Annotated in this window: 18 protein-coding genes; 11 read left to right on the top strand and 7 right to left on the bottom strand. The window is 53.5% G+C overall.

Annotated elements, in window-relative coordinates; all coding sequences use genetic code 11:
• Window positions 1-7 precede the first annotated feature (7 nt).
• On the bottom strand, window positions 8-994 hold the full coding sequence (kdsD, locus tag M8013_RS13530) for an arabinose-5-phosphate isomerase KdsD (RefSeq protein WP_271268320.1): 987 nt from the start codon (window positions 992-994) through the stop codon (window positions 8-10).
• 13 nt (window positions 995-1007) lie between these two features.
• Window positions 1008-1985 carry a calcium/sodium antiporter gene (locus M8013_RS13525; protein ID WP_271268319.1) on the bottom strand — a complete coding sequence of 326 codons (978 nt, stop codon included), beginning with the start codon at window positions 1983-1985 and terminating at the stop codon, window positions 1008-1010.
• A 229-nt stretch (window positions 1986-2214) separates the two neighbouring features.
• On the opposite strand from M8013_RS13525, the gene mlaF reads away from it, so the two are divergent.
• The 7 genes from mlaF to murA all read left to right on the top strand — a co-directional run bounded on the left by mlaF (window position 2215) and on the right by murA (window position 7007).
• Window positions 2215-3027, top strand: a complete 813-nt coding sequence (gene mlaF / locus M8013_RS13520; RefSeq protein WP_271268318.1) for a phospholipid ABC transporter ATP-binding protein MlaF — start codon at window positions 2215-2217, stop codon at window positions 3025-3027.
• 7 nt (window positions 3028-3034) lie between these two features.
• A complete protein-coding gene (gene mlaE, locus M8013_RS13515) occupies window positions 3035-3817 on the top strand; it encodes a lipid asymmetry maintenance ABC transporter permease subunit MlaE (RefSeq protein WP_271268317.1) in 783 nt (260 codons plus the stop codon).
• Between the two features lie 4 nt (window positions 3818-3821).
• Window positions 3822-4382: an outer membrane lipid asymmetry maintenance protein MlaD gene (mlaD, locus tag M8013_RS13510; RefSeq protein WP_271268316.1), complete on the top strand. Its 561-nt coding sequence runs from the start codon at window positions 3822-3824 to the stop codon at window positions 4380-4382.
• A gap of 3 nt (window positions 4383-4385) precedes the next feature.
• Entirely contained in the window at window positions 4386-5021 is a 636-nt protein-coding gene (gene mlaC, locus M8013_RS13505; protein WP_271268315.1) for a phospholipid-binding protein MlaC, read from the top strand.
• The gene (mlaB, locus tag M8013_RS13500; protein WP_271268314.1) at window positions 5021-5314 is read left to right on the top strand and encodes a lipid asymmetry maintenance protein MlaB; all 294 of its coding nucleotides are present in this window, start codon (window positions 5021-5023) and stop codon (window positions 5312-5314) included. The genes mlaC and mlaB overlap by 1 nt, the downstream gene beginning before the upstream one ends.
• A 127-nt stretch (window positions 5315-5441) precedes the next feature.
• Window positions 5442-5696: a BolA family iron metabolism protein IbaG gene (gene ibaG, locus M8013_RS13495; protein WP_271268313.1), complete on the top strand. Its 255-nt coding sequence runs from the start codon at window positions 5442-5444 to the stop codon at window positions 5694-5696.
• A gap of 51 nt (window positions 5697-5747) precedes the next feature.
• Complete coding sequence (gene murA, locus M8013_RS13490; RefSeq protein WP_271268312.1) at window positions 5748-7007, top strand: UDP-N-acetylglucosamine 1-carboxyvinyltransferase; 1260 nt, start codon at window positions 5748-5750, stop codon at window positions 7005-7007.
• Between the two features lie 59 nt (window positions 7008-7066).
• On the opposite strand, the gene sfsB is transcribed toward murA, so the two are convergent.
• Both sfsB and ispB read right to left on the bottom strand, forming a co-directional pair.
• A complete protein-coding gene (sfsB, locus tag M8013_RS13485; protein ID WP_271268311.1) occupies window positions 7067-7354 on the bottom strand; it encodes a DNA-binding transcriptional regulator SfsB in 288 nt (95 codons plus the stop codon).
• 230 nt (window positions 7355-7584) lie between these two features.
• Window positions 7585-8556, bottom strand: coding sequence for an octaprenyl diphosphate synthase (gene ispB / locus M8013_RS13480; protein ID WP_271268310.1), 972 nt, complete (start codon window positions 8554-8556; stop codon window positions 7585-7587).
• A 257-nt stretch (window positions 8557-8813) separates the two neighbouring features.
• On the opposite strand from ispB, the gene rplU reads away from it, so the two are divergent.
• From rplU to cgtA, 4 genes are all read left to right on the top strand, one after another.
• Window positions 8814-9125 (top strand): 50S ribosomal protein L21, encoded by a 312-nt coding sequence (gene rplU / locus M8013_RS13475; protein ID WP_110510647.1) that lies wholly within the window; start codon window positions 8814-8816, stop codon window positions 9123-9125.
• 19 nt (window positions 9126-9144) lie between these two features.
• Window positions 9145-9402 (top strand): 50S ribosomal protein L27, encoded by a 258-nt coding sequence (gene rpmA / locus M8013_RS13470; protein ID WP_007673187.1) that lies wholly within the window; start codon window positions 9145-9147, stop codon window positions 9400-9402.
• Between the two features lie 96 nt (window positions 9403-9498).
• Window positions 9499-10464 carry a DMT family transporter gene (locus M8013_RS13465; RefSeq protein ID WP_271268309.1) on the top strand — a complete coding sequence of 322 codons (966 nt, stop codon included), beginning with the start codon at window positions 9499-9501 and terminating at the stop codon, window positions 10462-10464.
• A gap of 15 nt (window positions 10465-10479) precedes the next feature.
• Complete coding sequence (cgtA, locus tag M8013_RS13460) at window positions 10480-11661, top strand: Obg family GTPase CgtA (RefSeq protein WP_271268308.1); 1182 nt, start codon at window positions 10480-10482, stop codon at window positions 11659-11661.
• Window positions 11662-11697: 36 nt separating this feature from the next.
• Here the strand turns inward: cgtA and pmrB are convergent, their stop codons facing one another.
• The 3 genes from pmrB to dacB are packed head-to-tail and all read right to left on the bottom strand — an operon-like array spanning window position 11698 to window position 14836.
• Window positions 11698-12741 (bottom strand): two-component system sensor histidine kinase PmrB, encoded by a 1044-nt coding sequence (gene pmrB, locus M8013_RS13455; RefSeq protein WP_271268307.1) that lies wholly within the window; start codon window positions 12739-12741, stop codon window positions 11698-11700.
• A complete protein-coding gene (gene pmrA / locus M8013_RS13450) occupies window positions 12738-13400 on the bottom strand; it encodes a two-component system response regulator PmrA (RefSeq protein ID WP_271268306.1) in 663 nt (220 codons plus the stop codon). The genes pmrB and pmrA overlap by 4 nt, the downstream gene beginning before the upstream one ends.
• Before the next feature lie 2 nt (window positions 13401-13402).
• Window positions 13403-14836, bottom strand: a complete 1434-nt coding sequence (dacB, locus tag M8013_RS13445; RefSeq protein ID WP_271268305.1) for a serine-type D-Ala-D-Ala carboxypeptidase — start codon at window positions 14834-14836, stop codon at window positions 13403-13405.
• Between the last annotated feature and the right edge of the window lie 158 nt (window positions 14837-14994).

Here is a 14994-nt window from a genome sequence, read left to right as displayed (position 1 = left end):
TCCTTCATTACACTACGCCTGCGCGCAGCAGATCATGCATATGTATCACACCCAGCAATTGGTCGCCATCGGCAACCATAACGGAGGTAATATTGCGGGACTGCATCAGGTTTAACACTTCGACGGCCAGCAAGCCGGGACGCACCCGAATACCGCCAGTGGTCATCACGTCGGCGATACCCAGCTTGCGGACGTCGACGCCCATATCAAAAACCCGGCGCAGGTCACCGTCAGTAAAGATGCCTTCAATCTTCATCTGGTCATCGCAAATGACCGTCATACCCAGATGCTTGCGGGTGATCTCCAGCAGAGCATCGCGCAGGGAGGCCGTTTTACTGACATGGGGAATTTCGTCGCCGGTGTGCATAATGTCGTTAACCCGCAGCAGTAATTTTCGCCCCAGCGCACCGCCCGGGTGCGAGAGAGCGAAATCTTCGGCGGTAAAGCCCCGAGCCTCCAGCAGGGCGACGGCGAGTGCATCGCCCATTACCAGCGCTGCGGTTGTGCTGGACGTCGGTGCCAGCCCCAGTGGACAGGCTTCTTTTGGCACTTTAACGCACAGATGGATATCTGCGGCGCGCGCCATACTGCTCTCCGGACGGCTGGTAATACAGATGAGGGGAACGTGAAGCCGCTTTAGCACCGGGATCAGCGCCAGCACTTCATTGGATTCGCCGGAATTGGATAACGCAATCACGATATCATGCGCGGTGACCATCCCCAGGTCGCCGTGGGCGGCTTCGCCAGGGTGAACGAAAAATGCCGTGGTGCCGGTGCTGGCAAACGTAGCCGCCATTTTCCGGCCAATATGACCGGATTTACCCATTCCCATTACCACGACTTTGCCAGTGCAGCGGAATAACGCTTCACACGCTAAGCTAAAATCCTGATTAATATATTGATCTAACTGCGCCAGACCTTCACGTTCAATCTCCAGAACCTGTTTTCCTGCTTTCTGAAAGTCAAAACCCGGCTGCAATTCTATTTGCGACATAATGCGTTTCCGTTTACCCAGAGAGAAGAGGCGAGAGCCAGTAAAGCATCGCCATCCATACGATAAATCCCACCGTCAGCAGCGCACCTACGCCCTGACCAATCTGTTGCTTTCGCCGCCAGCAGAGCAGGGCGAAAATTGCGCTGACTATCACCATCACGCCGTAATCACGGCTAAAGGCGAGCGGGTTAAAAGCGCCTGGGGCAATCAGGGCAGGCAGGCCAAGCACGATCACAATATTGAAAATATTCGAGCCGATAATATTGCCAATCGCAATGTCATCCTCGCCTTTACGTGCCCCGGCGATAGCGGTGGCCAACTCAGGCAGACTGGTGCCAATGGCAATCACCGTCAGGCCGATGGTTAATTCGCTTATCGCGAAGTAGTTCGCCAGAACCGTCGCGTTATCGACTATCATTTGCGTGGCCATCGGCATAATGATCAGCGCGACGCCCAGCCACAGTAACGCAACGGGTAAAGTGCCTTCCCGTGGGAGCTCGGCAACTTGCTCCTGGGTTAAGGTGTCCTGACCTTGCTTTTCAGCCACTCTGGCAAGTTTTACAATGTAAAACAGCCAAATGACCGCCAGGGCCAGCAGAAAAATGCCGTCGCTAAAGGTTAATTGCCCATCATAAAGGACACAGCCTGCCAGCAGGCTGACAATTAACATTAGCGGCAATTCACGGCGCAGAACATCAGAATGTACGCGAAATGGATGCAGCAGCGCGGCAAGGCCCAGAATTAACAATATGTTGACGATATTGGAGCCAATGGCGGTGCCGACAGCGAGATCCACCTGATCGTGCAGCGAGGCTGCAACGGAGACAATGATCTCCGGCAAAGAGGTGCCGATGCTGACCACCGTCATCCCAATAATCAGGGGGGGGATACCAAACAGACGACACAGAATTGATGCGGAGAACACCAGACGGTCGGCACTGTAGACCACCAAAAGTAAACCAATTATTAACAGTGCCGTTGCTAGAAGCATCAAAAGTCCTTTCTTCAGGTATACTCGCCGGTCCACTGAGAAAAAATCTCTGGCGCTGCATACAGTCTGTAGACGTAACGAATTCCTAATTTTGACTTTATGCGCCGTAAAAGTAAAACAAATGCCAGCTTTCGCTAACCTCAGTGGGTAATATTCTGTAAAAATGTTGGGTTTGCGGCTGAATTAAGCCTCATGGTGATCCTGCACCAGCAATAGAAAGGAAATTTGCATGAGCCTGAATGGGGCGAATATTGTTGATGTCCGTGGCGTCAGCTTCACGCGCAGCAACCGGGTCATTTTTGACAACATCTCTTTGACTGTGCCTCGCGGTAAAATTACCGCCATTATGGGGCCATCCGGCATTGGTAAAACCACCTTATTGCGCCTGATTGGCGGCCAGATCCCCCCGGCAAGCGGAGAGATCCACTTCGACGGTGAGAATATCCCGACCATGTCGCGCTCGCGCCTGTACACCGTGCGTAAGCGCATGAGCATGCTGTTCCAGTCGGGTGCGCTATTTACCGATCTGAACGTTTTCGATAACGTGGCCTATCCGCTGCGGGAGCATACACGTCTGCCTGCAGAGCTGCTGAAAAGCACGGTGATGATGAAGCTCGAGGCGGTGGGGCTGCGCGGTGCGGCTAAACTGATGCCTTCGGAGCTCTCTGGCGGCATGGCGCGTCGGGCAGCATTGGCGCGCGCCATTGCCCTGGAACCGGATTTGATCATGTTCGATGAACCCTTCGTCGGACAGGATCCCATTACCATGGGTGTGCTGGTTAAGCTGATTTCCGAGCTTAATAGTGCCCTGGGTGTCACCTGCATCGTGGTGTCGCACGATGTCCCTGAAGTCCTCAGCATCGCCGATTACGCTTACATTGTGGCGGACAAAAAAATTGTTGCTCACGGTAGCGCACACTCTTTGCAGAATAACAGCGACCCGCGGGTACGACAGTTCCTGGACGGTATCGCTGATGGCCCTGTGCCGTTCCGCTATCCGGCAGGTGATTATCATCAAGATTTATTGGGAATAGGGAGTTAAGCCGCTCATGCTGTTAAATGCGTTGGCCGCTCTCGGACACCGTGGCATAAAAACCATCAGGACGTTCGGGCGTGCCGGGTTGATGTTATTCAATGCGCTGGTCGGGAAACCGGAATTCCGCAAGCATGCCCCTCTACTGGTACGCCAGCTGTATAACGTCGGCGTACTGTCGATGCTCATTATCATCGTTTCCGGTGTCTTCATCGGGATGGTATTAGGGCTGCAGGGGTATTTAGTGCTGACCACCTACAGCGCAGAAACCAGCCTCGGCATGCTGGTGGCGCTCTCCCTGCTGCGAGAACTGGGTCCGGTGGTTGCGGCGCTGCTGTTTGCTGGTCGCGCCGGGTCGGCGCTGACCGCCGAAATTGGCCTGATGCGTGCCACTGAGCAGCTCTCCAGTATGGAGATGATGGCGGTGGATCCACTGCGACGGGTCATTTCGCCGCGTTTCTGGGCGGGGATGATCTCTTTGCCGCTGCTGACTATCCTCTTTGTCGCCGTCGGGATTTGGGGCGGCTCGCTGGTTGGCGTGCAATGGAAAGGGATCGATGCCGGTTTCTATTGGTCTGCGATGCAAAGTGCGGTTGACTGGCGTCTGGATCTGATTAACTGCCTGATTAAAAGCGCGGTATTCGCCGTGACTATCACCTGGATTGCGTTATTCAATGGCTATGACGCAATCCCGACTTCAGCTGGCATCAGCCGGGCAACAACGCGTACCGTTGTGCATTCGTCGCTTGCCATACTGGCTCTGGATTTTGTGCTCACCGCACTGATGTTTGGGAATTGAGTTCATGCAAACGAAAAAAACTGAAATTTGGGTAGGCATTTTTGTGTTGCTGGCACTGCTGGCCGCACTCTTTTTAAGCTTTAAAGTCGCGGATGTCACGACGATCCGTACCGAGCCGACATATCGTATCTATGCCACCTTCGACAACATTGGCGGCTTGAAAAATCGCTCACCAGTGCGTATTGGTGGCGTAGTAGTAGGGCGCGTGGCGGATATTACGCTGGATGAGAAAAACTATCTGCCTCGCGTTGCGCTGGACATTGAAGAGCGCTACAACCATATCCCGGATACCAGTTCCCTTTCTATCCGTACTTCCGGTCTGCTGGGAGAACAATACCTGGCGCTGAACGTCGGTTTTGAAGATCCCGAACTGGGAACGACTATTCTTAAAGATGGCGGTGTGATTCAGGATACGAAGTCAGCCATGGTATTAGAAGATATGATTGGTCAGTTCCTTTACAACAGTAACAGTAAAGGTGGCGATCAGGATCAGGCTGCTCAGACCCCCCCACAAACCGATGCTGTGCCGCCTGCTGGTACGACGAATTCATCTCAGGAGAAGTAATTCATGTTTAAACGACTGTTAATGGTTGCCATGCTGATGATTGCCCCTCTGACTGCCGCAAATGCAGCCGATCAGACCAATCCCTATCAACAGATGACCGAAGCGGCTAAGAAAACCTTCGATCGCCTTAAAAATGAACAACCTAAGATTCGTTCTAATCCCGATTACCTGCGTGACGTGGTTGATCAGGAACTGCTGCCTTATGTGCAGGTGAAATATGCCGGTGCACTGGTGCTGGGTCGTTACTACAAAGACGCGACCCCGGCCCAGCGTGAGGCCTATTTCAGCGCATTTCGTGAATACCTGAAGCAGGCCTACGGACAGGCGCTGGCGATGTATCACGGCCAGACCTACCAGATTGCCCCTGCGCAACCGCTGGGCGATGCAACGATAGTGCCTATTCGCGTCACTATCATCGACCCGAACGGTCGCCCTCCGGTGCGTTTAGACTTCCAGTGGCGTAAGAACAGCCAGTCCGGCAACTGGCAGGCGTACGACATGATTGCTGAAGGGGTGAGCATGATCACCACGAAGCAGAACGAATGGAGCGATCTGCTGCGTACTAAAGGCATCGATGGCCTGACCGCGCAGCTGAACAGCATCTCGCGTCAGAAAATCTCCCTGGAAGAGAAAAAATAATGCTGACGCAGCTCAGCTGGGCCCGCGAGGGTGAGACGTTATTGCTCACTGGCGAGCTGGATCAGGATTTTCTGAATCCTCTGTGGGATGCGCGCCACGAAGCGATGCAGGGCGTTTCCTGTATCGATCTCGGCAATGTTTCTCGCGTTGATACGGCGGGGGTTGCGCTGCTGGTCCATCTGGTGGCAACAGGCAAACAGCAAGGGCGGCAGGTCTCACTTTCTGGCGCCAGCGACAATGTTATTACCCTGGCTCAGCTCTATAATTTGCCGGTAGACGTTTTACCGCGCTAACTTTTTCAGTACGTTACTATCGAAAGCCCCGACAGTTTCATCGTCGGGGCTTTTTGCTTGTTTAAGACTGCGCCACTTTGCTCTAAGATGTTGGGCTTGTTTTCACTACCAGATGATATGAACCCCCATGGAAAATCATGAAATCCAGACCGTGCTGATGAATGCACTTGCCCTTCAGGAAGCCCACGTCTCCGGCGATGGCAGTCACTTTCAGGTTATTGCTGTGGGTGAGGTATTCGACGGCATGAGCCGCGTGAAGAAACAGCAGGCTGTCTATGCGCCGCTGATGGAATATATCGCGGATAATCGTATCCATGCCCTGTCGATCAAGGCGTTCACCCCGACTGAGTGGGCACGCGATCGCAAACTAAACGGTTTTTGAGCTGAGGGTGATTGCCCGCAGCACGGTTGAATTTATACAGAGAGTAATCACATGGACAAATTTCGTGTTCAGGGGCCAACGCGCCTTCAGGGCGAAGTCACAATTTCCGGCGCTAAAAACGCCGCGCTGCCTATCCTCTTCGCTGCACTGCTTGCTGAAGAGCCGGTAGAGATTCAGAACGTACCGAAGCTGAAAGATATCGACACCACCATGAAGCTGCTCGGTCAGCTCGGGACTAAAGTTGAGCGCAACGGTTCCGTGTGGATCGACGCCAGCAACGTCAATAATTTCTCCGCGCCTTACGATCTGGTGAAAACCATGCGTGCCTCCATCTGGGCGCTGGGTCCGCTGGTGGCCCGTTTTGGTCAGGGTCAGGTCTCTCTGCCGGGCGGTTGTGCCATCGGTGCCCGTCCGGTCGATCTGCATATCTTTGGTCTCGAGAAACTCGGCGCAGACATTAAGCTGGAAGAGGGCTACGTCAAAGCGTCAGTCAATGGTCGTCTTAAAGGCGCGCACATCGTAATGGACAAGGTGAGTGTCGGTGCGACCGTCACCATTATGTCTGCTGCGACGCTGGCTGAAGGGACTACCGTCATTGAGAACGCCGCACGCGAGCCGGAAATCGTCGATACGGCGAACTTCCTCAACGCGATCGGTGCGAAGGTCACTGGCCAGGGTACGGACCGTATTACCATTGAAGGCGTTGCCCGCCTGGGTGGCGGTGTTTATCGCGTTCTGCCTGACCGTATCGAAACCGGTACCTTCCTGGTTGCTGCAGCGATCTCCGGCGGCAAGATTGTCTGCCGTAATGCCCAGCCTGATACGCTGGACGCCGTGCTGGCGAAGCTGCGTGATGCCGGTGCGGATATCGAAACCGGTGAAGACTGGATCAGCCTGGACATGCACGGCAAGCGTCCTAAGGCCGTCAACGTCCGTACGGCTCCGCATCCAGCATTCCCAACGGATATGCAGGCACAGTTCACTCTGCTGAACCTGGTAGCGGAAGGGACGGGCTTTATCACCGAAACGATTTTCGAGAACCGCTTTATGCACGTACCGGAATTGATCCGTATGGGTGCGCACGCGGAAATCGAAAGTAACACCGTGATCTGCCATGGCGTAGAAAAACTGTCCGGTGCGCAGGTGATGGCGACGGATCTGCGTGCTTCTGCGAGCCTGGTGCTGGCGGGTTGTATTGCGGAAGGGACGACGACGGTGGATCGTATTTATCACATCGATCGCGGCTATGAGCGTATCGAAGATAAACTGCGTGCGCTGGGTGCAAATATCGAGCGTGTGAAGGGCGAGTAATCGTTCGGGCAGCCCCCTGTCACAGTGACCGGGGGGTTGCTATTCCGATGATAAGAAAATCATTCCTGATTTTCTTTTGCGGGTCTTCTCTGACGCATCATGCGTGTTCTGTCGACAAATTCGTGGGTAATTGGGTCATGATAACGCGAAGGCCAGATTGTCCAGGGATCGGTTCCTAACGCAGTTGCAATGATCAGCTCTCCCTTTGGCCAGGGGCGGGTGAGCGCGTTTGCTAGCGTGGATGAACTGAGGCCATTGCGGCGTGATTCCGCGGCCAGCGACGTTCCCTTTTTACGCAGCGCGGCGATAATATCTGCCGGGTGCCAGTCGATAAATTTCTTCTCCATTCCGTTGTCCCCTTTGTTCAGGTTCGTACACGTCATTCATCTTAAATGACGCGGTTACTATACCTACTTCGAACAAGGGTTCTAAAAAGTTCGCGTTACTGTGAGCCACATTCAGATTTTGCCAGGGCTTTATTCATGCGGCCTGTAAGCGAATTCATTAACAATTTTATGGATAAAAATTTGGAATTTATAAGAACTCTCTGTTGACGAAAAAGAGAGTTCATTGACCCTCAGCGATCGCGCTGAACAGCAATATGTGCGAGGCCGATAAGGGCATCTCGCCACGGGCTATCCGGGATGACCTGCAGTGCGACGATAGCTTTGTCTGCCTCTTCCTCGGCACGCTGGCGCGTCCATTCCAGGGAACCACAGGCTGCCATTGCTTCCAGTACGGGCTCCAGAAGGTGTCGGCCGTTACCTTGCTCAATGGCTTCACGTATCAGCTTCGCTTGCTCAGGGGTGCCATTACGCATCGCATGCAGCAGTGGAAGCGTTGGTTTGCCTTCGTTCAGGTCGTCGCCCACATTTTTACCCAGCGTTTCACCGTCGGCGCTGTAATCGAGCAGATCGTCAATCAGCTGGAAGGCGGTGCCAAGATAGCGTCCGTAATCCTGCAGACCGCGTTCTTGCTCCTCGGAGCAGCCTGCGAGTAAACCAGAGCACTGCGCCGCAGCTTCGAAAAGACGTGCGGTTTTGCTGTAGATTACCCGCATGTAGTTCTCTTCAGTGATATTCGGGTCGTTGACGTTCATGAGCTGCAGAACTTCGCCTTCAGCAATCACGTTCACCGCTTTGGACATCACTTCGAGCACTTTCAACGAACCCAGGCTGGTCATCATCTGGAAGGCGCGGGTATAGATAAAGTCACCGACCAGTACGCTGGCAGCATTACCGAAGGCCGCGTTAGCGGTAGCTTTACCACGACGCATATCCGATTCATCCACGACATCATCATGCAACAGCGTTGCGGTGTGGATAAATTCGATCAGGGCGGCAATCGTAACGTGCGCATTGCCTTGATAGCCAACCGCGCGCGCGGCCAGTACAGCGATCATCGGACGGATGCGTTTGCCTCCGCCGCTGACGATGTAATAACCCAACTGATTGATTAGTTGAACGTCAGAATCGAGCTGTTCCAGAATTGCTGCATTCACACCCGCCATGTCTTGCGCGGTTAACTCATTGATTTTATCTAAATTCATCGCAAAAGCCGGGCTTGTAATCCTGTTCACCCCATATTACATGGGCTAACGAAGGGTTCGGTTTATCAATAGTATTGCTGATTGTACTGAAAAAACGCGCCAGATAAACGTTACCTTACGTGTTGTCTTTTTTTTCTTCATCTGTTGATGGTAGCACTTGTCAAAGGCTCGCGTTTTGCGTAATATTCGCGCCCTATTGTGAATATTTATAGCGCACTCTGAATCACACGAGGATGTGCGCGGAAGCGGAGTTTTATATGTACGCGGTTTTCCAAAGTGGTGGTAAACAACACCGAGTAAGCGAAGGTCAGACCATTCGCCTGGAAAAGCTGGACATCGCAACTGGCGAAGCTGTTGAGTTCGCTGAAGTGCTGATGATCGCAAACGGTGAAGAAGTCAAAATCGGCGTTCCTTTCGTTGATGGCGGCGTTATCAAGGCTGAAGTTGTTGCTCATGGTCGTGGCGAGAAAATTAAGATCGTTAAGTTTCGTCGTCGTAAACACTACCGTAAGCAGCAGGGCCACCGTCAGTGGTTCACTGATGTGAAAATTACTGGCATCAGCGCCTAAGACCTGAGGAGAGATTTAAATGGCACATAAAAAGGCTGGCGGCTCAACTCGTAACGGTCGCGATTCAGAAGCTAAACGCCTCGGCGTTAAGCGTTTCGGTGGCGAAACCGTTCTGGCGGGTAGCATCATCGTTCGTCAACGTGGTACCAAATTCCACGCTGGTAACAACGTAGGTTGCGGTCGTGACCACACTCTGTTTGCTAAAGCAGACGGTAAAGTGAAATTTGAAGTTAAAGGCCCGAACAACCGTAAATACATCAGCATCGTTGCTGAGTAAGGTTTTCTCGGTCCGGTAACGGATTAAAGCCCCGCAACGTGTTGCGGGGCTTTTTACATTGGAAACCCGGTCATTTTTTCTGTAGGGAAAACGGGCATGAAGCAGCAGGCTGGCATTGGTATTCTTTTGGCACTCATTACTGCGATGTGCTGGGGTGCACTGCCAATTGCAATGAAGCAGGTTCTCGATGTGATGGAGCCGCCGACAATAGTGTTCTATCGCTTCCTGATGGCCTCTGTCGGGCTCGGAACAATCCTGGCCATCAAGGGTAAGCTTCCACCGCTGCGTATCTTTCGCAAGCCGCGCTGGCTCATCATGCTGGCGATTGCGACAGGGGGCCTGTTCGGTAACTTCATTTTATTCAGCTCTTCCCTGCAATATCTCAGTCCTACGGCCTCGCAGGTTATCGGTCAACTTTCACCGGTTGGCATGATGATCGCCAGTGTCTTCATCCTCAAAGAGAAGATGCGCGGTACGCAGATTATTGGGGCTGTAATGCTGCTCAGTGGCCTGGTGTTGTTCTTCAATACCAGCCTGATAGAAATATTTACCCGGCTGACAGATTACACCTGGGGCGTCATTTTCGGCGTAGGCGCCGCGGCGGTCTGGGTGAGTTATGGCGTCGCGCAAAAGGTGTTATTGCGTCGACTGGCCTCACAGCAGATCCTGTTTTTGCTGTACACTTTATGTACTATTGCACTGTTGCCGCTTGCGAAGCCTGGAGTCATCTCTTTGCTCAGCGACTGGCAGCTCGCGTGTCTGATTTTCTGTGGAGTGAACACGCTGGTAGGTTACGGCGCACTGGCAGAGGCGATGGCGCGCTGGCAGGCAGCACAGGTGAGCGCATTGATTACGCTGACCCCGCTGTTTACGCTATTATTTTCAGATTTATTATCAATGGCCTGGCCCGATTTCTTCGTCAAACCGATGTTAAACCTGTGGGCTTATCTCGGTGCGTTTGTCGTGGTTGCGGGCGCGATGTATTCCGCCATTGGTCATCGTCTTTGGGGACGTTGGCGCAAAAGTGAAGCGGTTGTAGTTGTCCCCCGCTCAGGCGAATGATTTACGGAGAGTAAAATGAAGTTTGTTGATGAAGCAGCGATCCTGGTCGTGGCAGGTGATGGCGGTAATGGTTGCGTAAGCTTCCGCCGTGAGAAATACATTCCGCGAGGCGGCCCTGACGGCGGCGACGGCGGTGATGGTGGTGACGTATGGTTCGAAGCCGACGAAAACCTCAACACCCTGATCGACTACCGTTTTGAAAAGTCTTTCCGTGCTGAACGTGGTCAGAATGGCCAGAGCCGTGACTGTACCGGTAAGCGCGGTAAAGATGTAACGGTCAGAGTCCCGGTGGGGACGCGCGTTATCGATCAGGGCACTGGCGAAACCATGGGTGATATGACCAAACACGGTCAGCGCCTGATGGTGGCAAAAGGCGGCTGGCACGGCCTGGGCAACAGCCGTTTCAAATCCTCCGTTAACCGTTCCCCTCGTCAAAAAACGATGGGTACGCCGGGCGACAAACGCGATCTGCAGCTTGAACTGATGCTGCTGGCAGACGTGGGAATGCTGGGGATGCCGAATGCCGGTAAATCCACCTTTATTCGTGCGGTGTCTGCGGCCAAGCCAAAAGTGGCTGACTATCCGTTTACGACGCTGGTACCAAGCCTCGGCGTGGTCCGTATGGACAACGAGAAGAGCTTTGTGGTCGCGGATATCCCGGGTCTGATCGAAGGTGCTGCAGAAGGGGCTGGATTAGGCATTCGCTTCCTGAAACACCTTGAGCGCTGCCGCGTGCTGCTGCATCTCATCGATATCGATCCTATCGACGGTTCTGATCCGGCAGAAAATGCCCGTATCATCATCGGTGAGCTGGAAAAATACAGCGACAAACTGGCAGGCAAACCACGCTGGTTGGTCTTCAACAAGATTGACCTGATGGACAAAGCGGAAGCCGAAGCGAAAGCTAAAGCTATCGCAGAAGCGATGGGTTGGGAAGAAAAGTACTATCTCATCTCTGCCGCAAGCCAGATGGGCGTGAAAGATCTGTGCTGGGACGTGATGACCTTCATCATTGAGAATCCGATTACGCAGGCAGAAGAAGCGAAACAGCCTGAGAAAGTCGAATTCATGTGGGATGACTACCACCGTCAGCAGCTTGAAGAACAAGAAGTTGAAGTCGAAGAAGACGACGAAGACTGGGACGACGACTGGGATGAAGATGACGAAGAAGGCGTCGAATTTATCTACAAGCGTTAGTACAGTCAATGGCCCCCTGAATCAGGGGGCTTTTTTTTAGCCCAAGGTTGTCGGCAACCAGCACTGTACGACCAACCCGCCTTCCGGGCGATTGTTTAGCTGCAGTTTACCGTGATGGAGCTGAATAATACGCTGCACAATACTCAATCCAAGACCGCTGCCACCGTAACGCTGATCGATGCGACGAAACGGCTCAGTAATTGACTGGCGATGGGCTTCATCAATGCCCGGGCCATGATCGAGAACGCTGATTAGCGTACCCTCATCCTGCGTCTCAAGCCGAATCTCAATAGTGGAGCCTGCTGGGCTATAGCGCACCGCATTTTCATATAAATTACGTACCATCAGGCGGAGTAGCACAGCATCGCCCTGGGCCGTCAGCGCAGCAGGTTGCGGCCAGACAAGGGTATGCGTTTTAGTCTCATGCTCAAGCGCCAGCGGCGCGATGATCGTATCCGATAAGTTTATCGTCTCGTAGTGACCGCTTGCCATCGCCTGGCCAGCCCGGGCCAGCATCAGCAGCTGCTCGACGGTATGCATCAATTGGTCAATACGGGTGATCAATGGCGCGGCCTGAGAGGAACCCGATTGCACCATTAGTTCCAGATGCAGGCGAATACCCGCCAACGGCGTTCGCAATTCATGGGCGGCGTCGGCCGTGAATAAGCGCTCCTGCTGGATCGTATGATCCAGCCGGGCAAGCAGCAGATTGAGTGAGGTGGTGACAGCGCCAATCTCTTCCATATCGGAATACATCGGCAGCGGGGTGAGATTGTCGGCAGACCGGTTTGCCAGGCTGGTACGAAGCTGGTTTAGAGGACGTGTGATCCAGCTAACGGCCCAGAATGAGAACAGTAGCGTAAAACCGACCATCACCAGGGAAGGCACCAGTAGGGAGGCAATCGCCTCACGGATCTCTTTTTCAACGTGCTGATTACGGGATTTTGCTGACAGCGTCTCGCTGACCAGAAAACTAATCTGTTCCCGGCTTTCATGCCAGAGCCAGACCACGCTTATCAGTTGAAAAAAAAGCAGGATAACTGCCAGCAACACCATCAGGCGACGGCGCATGCTATTCATTTTTGGCTTTCCAGACGATAACCCACGCCGCGTACCGTTTTGATCCGATCTTTACCAAGCTTGCCTCGTAGATTATGAATATGAACCTCAAGGGTATTCGAGCCCGGATCGTCCTGCCAGGAGTAAATATCCTGCTGCAAGGTTTCACGGTGAACGGTTTGCCCGGTGCGCATGATCAGCCGCGTCAGCAGGGCAAACTCTTTGGGCGTAATTTCAACCGGCAGGGATTGCTGTAGAACCTGCTGCGTTTGCAGATTCAGGGTCAGATCGCCGTCGCTGAGCAGGTTATCACTGTGCCCTTGATAGCGCCGGATCAACGCACGGGCACGCGCCTGAAGTTCAACCAGCGCAAAGGGCTTAACCAGATAGTCGTCAGCCCCTGAGTCGAGGCCATTGATGCGGTCTTCCAGCGCATCGCGTGCCGTCAGGATCAGCACTGGATTCGCCACACCCCGGCGACGCCACTGGCTCAGTAGCGTTGCACCGTCTTTATCCGGCAGCCCAAGATCGAGGATCACCAGGCTGTATTCGCCGCTCTGGATCAGCCCATCGGCTTCGGCAGCCGTACCTGCGCAATCCAGCGTGTAACCCTCGGCAGAGAGTGCCAGCGCCAGGCCTTGCTGGAGCAGTAAATCATCTTCAACAATGAGTAGTTTCATCGCTAGTTATTCTGATAAATGTCCTTGTACAGCCGGCTCTCAAAGCGCACCAGCGGGATACGGCGATTGCGTTGGTCTGCAGGTTCTACCGCGTAGCCAGAAAGATATTGTACAAATGCCATTCGCTGCCCACTGGCGGTGGTGATAAACCCGGCAAGATTGTACACCCCCTGCAGGGAGCCCGTTTTGGCGGAGACTTTGCCATCGACGCCGGCAGCATGTAGCCCCGCGCGGTATTGCAAGGAACCGTCGTGGCCGGCGAGCGGCAGCATCGAGATAAAGTTTAGCTCAGTGTCGTGTTGAGCAATGTACTGCAGGACCTGCATCATGGTGGCTGGCGAGATCAAGTTATGGCGCGACAGACCTGAACCATCCACCGCAATGGTATTTCCAAGATCAATGCTCGCTTGCTGACGAAGGATCTGACGGACGGCATCTGAACCGGCACGCCAGGTGCCAGGTACGCCGAAGCGGGCATGGCCGATCATGCGAAACACGGTATCGGCGATCATGTTGTCCGACTTTTTCAACATGATCTTCAACAGATCGTGCAGCGGTGCGGACTGCTTGCTCGCAAGTACGTTGCCGGGTTCGTTGGTCTGCGTCTGGCGCAACAGTGTGCCAGTGTATGTGATATTGGCCTGCTTCAGTTCATCTTTCAGAATAGCGCCAGCGTAGCTTGCACCATCCTGGATAGCGAATGCCAGCGGTAACGGGTCGGCACGTTGCGTGAGGCAGCCTGTCACCGTGAACCGGTTTAAATCACCAGGCACTACATCCAGCTCGCAATACTGCGCCTCCGGAGAACCTTTCGCCAGAGTACGAACCTGGCTGAACATGTTGACCGGGTAATAAGATGCTACGCGGATAAAGGCCAAATCATTCGGTTTTGGCGCGCTGTACAACGAGATGGAGAAGCAGTTGCGATCGACGATTGCCGCTGCTGGCGGCGCGCTAAAGCACTGGGTCATGTCATTCCACGGCCAGCCCGGGGCTTTATCGTGGCTGGCAAAAATGGACGTGTCGATAAGCACATTACCCTCAATGCGCTGAACACCAGACTTCTTTAATACGGCGACCATATTGCGGATATCCTGCCGCTTAAATGTCGGATCACCGCCAAAACGGGCAATAAGATCGCCTTTCAGTACACCGCTCTCGACGTTGCCTTTGCTCTCAAGCGTTGTTGTGAAGCGAAAGTCAGGCCCGAGTTGCAGCAGGGCTGCCAACGCAGTGATCACCTTTTGGGTGCTGGCAGGAAGCGCCATCTGCTGACTGTGATAGTCAATCTCTGGTGCCTGGGCTCCCACTTTTTGCACAATCAAAGCAAGATTGGCGCCATCGGGCAGCTGATTAATATACTCGTCGACGTTCGCTGCCTGGGCAGTGAACGCAATACTGGTGGTCAATCCGATGATAAATCTGGAAAATCGCATAATCTCGCGCTAACAACCCGGAAACAAACCGTCATACTACGGCCCAACGCCCTGTAAAGTAAACGATGACCCATACTGAACTTCGCGGTAAAATACGTATCAAATTGAAAAATTGCTGCTGACCTGGAACTTTGCTTCCGGGTCAGTTTTCTTTTGTC

Origin of the sequence: Silvania confinis (assembly GCF_025564085.1) — a bacterium.
Classification (GTDB): Bacteria; Pseudomonadota; Gammaproteobacteria; order Enterobacterales; family Enterobacteriaceae; genus Enterobacter; species Enterobacter confinis.
This window is presented reverse-complemented; position numbering and strand designations above follow the sequence as displayed.

Coding starts and splice junctions, on each gene's coding strand:
- kdsD (WP_271268320.1), bottom strand. CDS start 994: ATGTCGCAAATAGAATTGCAGCCGGGTTTTGACTTTCAGAAAGCAGGA.
- M8013_RS13525 (WP_271268319.1), bottom strand. CDS start 1,985: ATGCTTCTAGCAACGGCACTGTTAATAATTGGTTTACTTTTGGTGGTC.
- mlaF (WP_271268318.1), top strand. CDS start 2,215: ATGAGCCTGAATGGGGCGAATATTGTTGATGTCCGTGGCGTCAGCTTC.
- mlaE (WP_271268317.1), top strand. CDS start 3,035: ATGCTGTTAAATGCGTTGGCCGCTCTCGGACACCGTGGCATAAAAACC.
- mlaD (WP_271268316.1), top strand. CDS start 3,822: ATGCAAACGAAAAAAACTGAAATTTGGGTAGGCATTTTTGTGTTGCTG.
- mlaC (WP_271268315.1), top strand. CDS start 4,386: ATGTTTAAACGACTGTTAATGGTTGCCATGCTGATGATTGCCCCTCTG.
- mlaB (WP_271268314.1), top strand. CDS start 5,021: ATGCTGACGCAGCTCAGCTGGGCCCGCGAGGGTGAGACGTTATTGCTC.
- ibaG (WP_271268313.1), top strand. CDS start 5,442: ATGGAAAATCATGAAATCCAGACCGTGCTGATGAATGCACTTGCCCTT.
- murA (WP_271268312.1), top strand. CDS start 5,748: ATGGACAAATTTCGTGTTCAGGGGCCAACGCGCCTTCAGGGCGAAGTC.
- sfsB (WP_271268311.1), bottom strand. CDS start 7,354: ATGGAGAAGAAATTTATCGACTGGCACCCGGCAGATATTATCGCCGCG.
- ispB (WP_271268310.1), bottom strand. CDS start 8,556: ATGAATTTAGATAAAATCAATGAGTTAACCGCGCAAGACATGGCGGGT.
- rplU (WP_110510647.1), top strand. CDS start 8,814: ATGTACGCGGTTTTCCAAAGTGGTGGTAAACAACACCGAGTAAGCGAA.
- rpmA (WP_007673187.1), top strand. CDS start 9,145: ATGGCACATAAAAAGGCTGGCGGCTCAACTCGTAACGGTCGCGATTCA.
- M8013_RS13465 (WP_271268309.1), top strand. CDS start 9,499: ATGAAGCAGCAGGCTGGCATTGGTATTCTTTTGGCACTCATTACTGCG.
- cgtA (WP_271268308.1), top strand. CDS start 10,480: ATGAAGTTTGTTGATGAAGCAGCGATCCTGGTCGTGGCAGGTGATGGC.
- pmrB (WP_271268307.1), bottom strand. CDS start 12,741: ATGAATAGCATGCGCCGTCGCCTGATGGTGTTGCTGGCAGTTATCCTG.
- pmrA (WP_271268306.1), bottom strand. CDS start 13,400: ATGAAACTACTCATTGTTGAAGATGATTTACTGCTCCAGCAAGGCCTG.
- dacB (WP_271268305.1), bottom strand. CDS start 14,836: ATGCGATTTTCCAGATTTATCATCGGATTGACCACCAGTATTGCGTTC.